Source organism: Undibacterium sp. 14-3-2 (genome assembly GCF_016595265.1).
Taxonomy (GTDB): domain Bacteria; phylum Pseudomonadota; class Gammaproteobacteria; order Burkholderiales; family Burkholderiaceae_D; genus Undibacterium; species Undibacterium aquatile.
Window position 1 is genome coordinate 1 of sequence record NZ_JAENGS010000011.1, and the last position, 5,801, is coordinate 5,801.

Consider the following 5,801-nt stretch of genomic DNA (forward strand, 5'->3'; position numbering starts at 1 on the left):
AAAAGCAAAACCCCCCGTTACGCTGGGTAACGGGGGGTTCGCAGAATACAAGCCTGACGATAACCTACTTTCACACTGGTTGCAGCACTATCATTGGCGCAGAGTCGTTTCACGGTCCTGTTCGGGATGGGAAGGGGTGGTACCAACTCGCTATGGTCATCAGGCATAACTTGTCGATCTGTTGTGGCCACGTTGCTCTGTGGGGCACAGCAAATCCAATTCAGAAGAGTTCAGTAGAATGTGCGTCGCTTTTCAACTCGCACCAATCTCAATTTATTATTTATTCCTGGTTATGATTTGTACCAACATTCATTGGCTCACACTTCATATTGCTCACTTGCAGCCTATACCTGCTAAGGTTATAGGGACAAGCCTTACGGGCAATTAGTACTGGTTAGCTTAATGCATTACTGCACTTCCACACCCAGCCTATCAACGTCCTGGTCTCGAACGACCCTTTAAAGAGATCAAGTCTCTGGGAAGTCTCATCTTAAGGCGAGTTTCCCGCTTAGATGCTTTCAGCGGTTATCTCTTCCGAACATAGCTACTCGGCAATGCCACTGGCGTGACAACCGATACACCAGAGGTTCGTCCACTCCGGTCCTCTCGTACTAGGAGCAGCCCCCTTCAAACTTCCAACGCCCACGGCAGATAGGGACCAAACTGTCTCACGACGTTTTAAACCCAGCTCACGTACCACTTTAAATGGCGAACAGCCATACCCTTGGGACCGGCTACAGCCCCAGGATGTGATGAGCCGACATCGAGGTGCCAAACTCCCCCGTCGATATGAACTCTTGGGAGGAATCAGCCTGTTATCCCCAGAGTACCTTTTATCCGTTGAGCGATGGCCCTTCCATACAGAACCACCGGATCACTATGTCCTACTTTCGTACCTGCTCGACTTGTCAGTCTCGCAGTTAAGCACGCTTATGCCATTGCACTATCATCACGATGTCCGACCGTAATTAGCGTACCTTCGAACTCCTCCGTTACACTTTGGGAGGAGACCGCCCCAGTCAAACTGCCTACCATGCACTGTCCCCGACCCGGATAACGGGCCAAGGTTAGAACCTCAAACAAACCAGGGTGGTATTTCAAGGATGGCTCCACGCAAACTGGCGTCCACGCTTCAAAGCCTCCCACCTATCCTACACAGATTGGTTCAAAGTCCAATGCAAAGCTACAGTAAAGGTTCATGGGGTCTTTCCGTCTAGCCGCGGGTAGATTGCATCATCACAAACATTTCAACTTCGCTGAGTCTCGGGAGGAGACAGTGTGGCCATCATTACTCCATTCGTGCAGGTCGGAACTTACCCGACAAGGAATTTCGCTACCTTAGGACCGTTATAGTTACGGCCGCCGTTTACTGGGACTTCAATCAAGAGCTTGCACCCCATCATTTAATCTTCCAGCACCGGGCAGGAGTCACACCATATACGTCCACTTTCGTGTTTGCATAGTGCTGTGTTTTTATTAAACAGTTGCAGCCACCAGTTTATTGCAACCCCTTCATCCTTCCCCCGCAGGGGGGTCAAACTACAAGGGCGTACCTTATCCCGAAGTTACGGTACCAATTTGCCGAGTTCCTTCTCCCGAGTTCTCTCAAGCGCCTTAGAATACTCATCTCGCCCACCTGTGTCGGTTTGCGGTACGGTCTCGTATGACTGAAGCTTAGAGGCTTTTCTTGGAACCACTTCCGATCGCTTCGTGAACAAGTTCACTCGTCTCAACCCCTTGAATTACGCACCCGGATTTGCCTAAGTGCCTTCTACAAGTCAAGAACAGGCTCTTCCAACCGCCTGACGACCTTCTGTGATCCGTCCCCCCATCGCATCATACGACGGTGCAGGAATATTAACCTGCTTCCCATCAGCTACGCATCTCTGCCTCGCCTTAGGGGCCGACTCACCCTGCTCCGATGAACGTTGAACAGGAAACCTTGGGCTTACGGCGTGGAGGCTTTTCACCCCCATTATCGCTACTCATGTCAGCATTCGCACTTCTGATACCTCCAGCATCCTTTACAAGACACCTTCGCAGGCTTACAGAACGCTCTCCTACCATATCCTAAAAGGATATCCGCAGCTTCGGTGTATAGCTTAGCCCCGTTACATCTTCCGCGCAGGACGACTCGATCAGTGAGCTATTACGCTTTCTTTAAAGGGTGGCTGCTTCTAAGCCAACCTCCTGACTGTTTTAGCCTTCCCACTTCGTTTTCCACTTAGCTATACTTTGGGACCTTAGCTGGCGGTCTGGGTTGTTTCCCTCTTGACACCGGACGTTAGCACCCGATGTCTGTCTCCCAAGCTCGCACTCAACGGTATTCGGAGTTTGCAATGGTTTGGTAAGTCGCGATGACCCCCTAGCCATAACAGTGCTCTACCCCCGTCGGTGATACTTGAGGCACTACCTAAATAGTTTTCGGAGAGAACCAGCTATTTCCAAGTTTGTTTAGCCTTTCACCCCTACCCACAGCTCATCCCCTAATTTTTCAACATTAGTGGGTTCGGTCCTCCAGTGCGTGTTACCGCACCTTCAACCTGGCCATGAGTAGATCACTTGGTTTCGGGTCTACACCCAGCGACTGATTCGCCCTATTCGGACTCGATTTCTCTACGGCTTCCCTATGCGGTTAACCTTGCCACTGAATGTAAGTCGCTGACCCATTATACAAAAGGTACGCAGTCACGGAACAAGTCCGCTCCTACTGTTTGTATGCACACGGTTTCAGGTTCTATTTCACTCCCCTCCCGGGGTTCTTTTCGCCTTTCCCTCACGGTACTGGTTCACTATCGGTCGATATCGAGTATTTAGCCTTGGAGGATGGTCCCCCCATGTTCAGACAGGATTTCACGTGTCCCGCCCTACTTGTCGCATACTTAGTTCCACACCGATGATTTCATATAAGGGGCTATCACCCTCTATGGCCAGAGTTTCCAATCTGTTCTATTATCAAAGATGCTAAATCATGCAGGCTCTTCCCATTTCGCTCGCCACTACTTTGGGAATCTCGGTTGATTTCTTTTCCTGTAGCTACTTAGATGTTTCAGTTCGCCACGTTCGCTTTTAACACCTATGTATTCAGTGTTAAATGACCTTACGGCCGGGTTTCCCCATTCGGAAATCTGCGGATCAATGTGTGTTTGCTCACTCCCCGCAGCTTATCGCAAGCTACTACGTCCTTCATCGCCTGATATCGCCAAGGCATCCACCATGTGCACTTAGTCACTTGTCCCTATAACTTTAACTCCTGGTGTCTGCCGTTAAATCTCTTTAACTTCAGGTTCATCACCAAGAAACGGTTATAGTTCTTTACTACTTATGAGTATTACTTTAGCGTTTGCCGTATCTCAAGAATTTATTTTTTTCTAAAACTGCCTTTCGGCCGCTTTTGATCAAACTCTTTTAATACTTTGTTTGTTCGATACAATCATAACCCTTCCATAAATTATTCAGCATGACTGTCGTCACACCAAACGAAGCATCCTTCCGGATACTTCCTTTACAGAAATAAATTTTGATTATTTCTACTTTACTTCTTCTGAATTGTTAAAGAACGAGAACTTCTTGCTACTGAGTCTTCCGACTCTCTTTCGATTTGAAAGAACAAACCTAAACAGCGCACGCGCCATTTGCGTTTGTTTTCTCAACATACTTTTGGTAGGGCTGGTTGGGCTCGAACCAACGACCCCCGCGTTATCAACACGGTGCTCTAACCAGCTGAGCTACAGCCCCAGTATTGGTGGAGGTTGACGGGATCGAACCGACGACCCCCTGCTTGCAAAGCAGGTGCTCTCCCAGCTGAGCTAAACCCCCATTCAGGCACTACTTCCTACTTCAAAGCAGCTTTACTTCTCTTTACTACTCTTCTCGTCTTTTCTTTTAACAGTCAATAAAAGTGAACACTTAATTACGGCGCTACTCTAGAAAGGAGGTGATCCAGCCGCACCTTCCGATACGGCTACCTTGTTACGACTTCACCCCAGTCACGAACCCTGCCGTGGTAAGCGCCCTCCTTACGGTTAAGCTACCTACTTCTGGCAGAACCCGCTCCCATGGTGTGACGGGCGGTGTGTACAAGACCCGGGAACGTATTCACCGCGACATGCTGATCCGCGATTACTAGCGATTCCAACTTCATGTAGTCGAGTTGCAGACTACAATCCGGACTACGATACACTTTCTGGGATTAGCTCCCCCTCGCGGGTTGGCGGCCCTCTGTATGTACCATTGTATGACGTGTGAAGCCCTACCCATAAGGGCCATGAGGACTTGACGTCATCCCCACCTTCCTCCGGTTTGTCACCGGCAGTCTCATTAGAGTGCCCTTTCGTAGCAACTAATGACAAGGGTTGCGCTCGTTGCGGGACTTAACCCAACATCTCACGACACGAGCTGACGACAGCCATGCAGCACCTGTGTTACAGTTCTCTTGCGAGCACCGCCAAATCTCTTCGGCATTCTGTACATGTCAAGGGTAGGTAAGGTTTTTCGCGTTGCATCGAATTAATCCACATCATCCACCGCTTGTGCGGGTCCCCGTCAATTCCTTTGAGTTTTAATCTTGCGACCGTACTCCCCAGGCGGTCTACTTCACGCGTTAGCTGCGTTACTAAGTCAATTAAGACCCAACAACTAGTAGACATCGTTTAGGGCGTGGACTACCAGGGTATCTAATCCTGTTTGCTCCCCACGCTTTCGTGCATGAGCGTCAGTGTTATCCCAGGGGGCTGCCTTCGCCATCGGTATTCCTCCACATATCTACGCATTTCACTGCTACACGTGGAATTCTACCCCCCTCTGACACACTCTAGCCATACAGTCTCAAATGCAGTTCCCAGGTTGAGCCCGGGGATTTCACATCTGACTTATATAACCGCCTGCGCACGCTTTACGCCCAGTAATTCCGATTAACGCTTGCACCCTACGTATTACCGCGGCTGCTGGCACGTAGTTAGCCGGTGCTTATTCTTCAGGTACCGTCATTAGCAACCGATATTAGCGATCACCGTTTCTTCCCTGACAAAAGAGCTTTACAACCCGAAGGCCTTCTTCACTCACGCGGCATTGCTGGATCAGGGTTGCCCCCATTGTCCAAAATTCCCCACTGCTGCCTCCCGTAGGAGTCTGGACCGTGTCTCAGTTCCAGTGTGGCTGGTCGTCCTCTCAGACCAGCTACTGATCGTCGCCTTGGTGAGCCTTTACCTCACCAACTAGCTAATCAGATATCGGCCACTCCATGAGCATGAGGTCTTGCGATCCCCCACTTTCATCCTTAGATCGTATGCGGTATTAGCGTAACTTTCGCTACGTTATCCCCCACTCTAGGGTATGTTCCGATATATTACTCACCCGTTCGCCACTCGCCACCAGACCGAAGTCCGTGCTGCCGTTCGACTTGCATGTGTAAGGCATGCCGCCAGCGTTCAATCTGAGCCAGGATCAAACTCTTCAGTTTAATCTCTGTTACTTGTTTCCATTTCTGGAATTCGTTCTTTCGAACGAGTCGCTCACTCAAAATACTGACAGTTCAGATTCCATTGCTGAAATCCGTCTTGCTTTATTTCTTGTGAAGCATTTGATATTTTTTAAGCATGCCAACCAGTTAAACTGATTGGTGCGCTTTCATCAAGTGCTCACATTTATTGACTGTTAATTGTTAAAGAACTTTATTTTTTTCCGCTTCACTCTTCCGAGTTTCGCTTCGCATCGTTGTGTGCGTCAGCAGCAGAGAAACGAGATTATGAAGTACTTCTCACTCACTGTCAACTCCCTTCGCCCTTTCGCTTCGCTTTTTC

Annotated in this window: 2 tRNA genes and 3 rRNA genes; all 5 read right to left on the reverse strand. The window is 49.3% G+C overall.

The features are described 5' to 3' along the window. Positions 1-51: 51 nt before the first annotated feature. Positions 52-164 (reverse strand): 5S ribosomal RNA (gene rrf / locus Undi14_RS18055). A gap of 199 nt (positions 165-363) precedes the next feature. Then, positions 364-3,238 (reverse strand): 23S ribosomal RNA (locus Undi14_RS18060). 423 nt (positions 3,239-3,661) lie between these two features. Next, positions 3,662-3,738 (reverse strand) — tRNA-Ile (locus tag Undi14_RS18065). 5 nt (positions 3,739-3,743) lie between these two features. Further along, positions 3,744-3,819: transfer RNA gene (locus Undi14_RS18070), tRNA-Ala, on the reverse strand. 111 nt (positions 3,820-3,930) lie between these two features. Then, positions 3,931-5,461 (reverse strand): 16S ribosomal RNA (locus tag Undi14_RS18075). The 16S, 23S and 5S rRNA genes sit together here with 2 tRNA genes alongside, the layout of an rRNA operon. Positions 5,462-5,801 lie beyond the last annotated feature (340 nt).